At 44.8% G+C, this 230-nt stretch carries 1 pseudogene; it reads right to left on the bottom strand.

The features are described from left to right. Positions 1-114 (bottom strand): annotated as a pseudogene (locus tag CF394_RS00065) (acetolactate decarboxylase); the annotation flags it as partial. Between the last annotated feature and the right edge of the window lie 116 nt (positions 115-230).

Here is a 230-nt window from a genome sequence, read left to right as displayed (position 1 = left end):
GCCGTGATATACCCCGTCTAATAGAGAAGTCATTGTTGATACTTGATAAATCTGGCTCACAGGCTGATCTTTTTGCCCGCGGCTGAGCACTTGAATGTTGCTTTCGCGTTTCATAATTCCCTTCACTCCTTTTTGTTTAGTGCTGTTCATCAAACAGTGTCGTGATGCGCAGAGTGCTAGAGAGCTTTCGTTTTCATGAGTTCCCCGAATTCTTTCGGAAGCTTGTCACT

This window comes from Tetzosporium hominis (assembly GCF_002265435.1).
Lineage (GTDB): Bacteria > Bacillota > Bacilli > Bacillales_A > Planococcaceae > Chryseomicrobium > Chryseomicrobium hominis.
The sequence above is the reverse complement of the archived record's forward strand: the minus strand, read 5'-3'. Positions and strand labels throughout refer to the sequence as shown.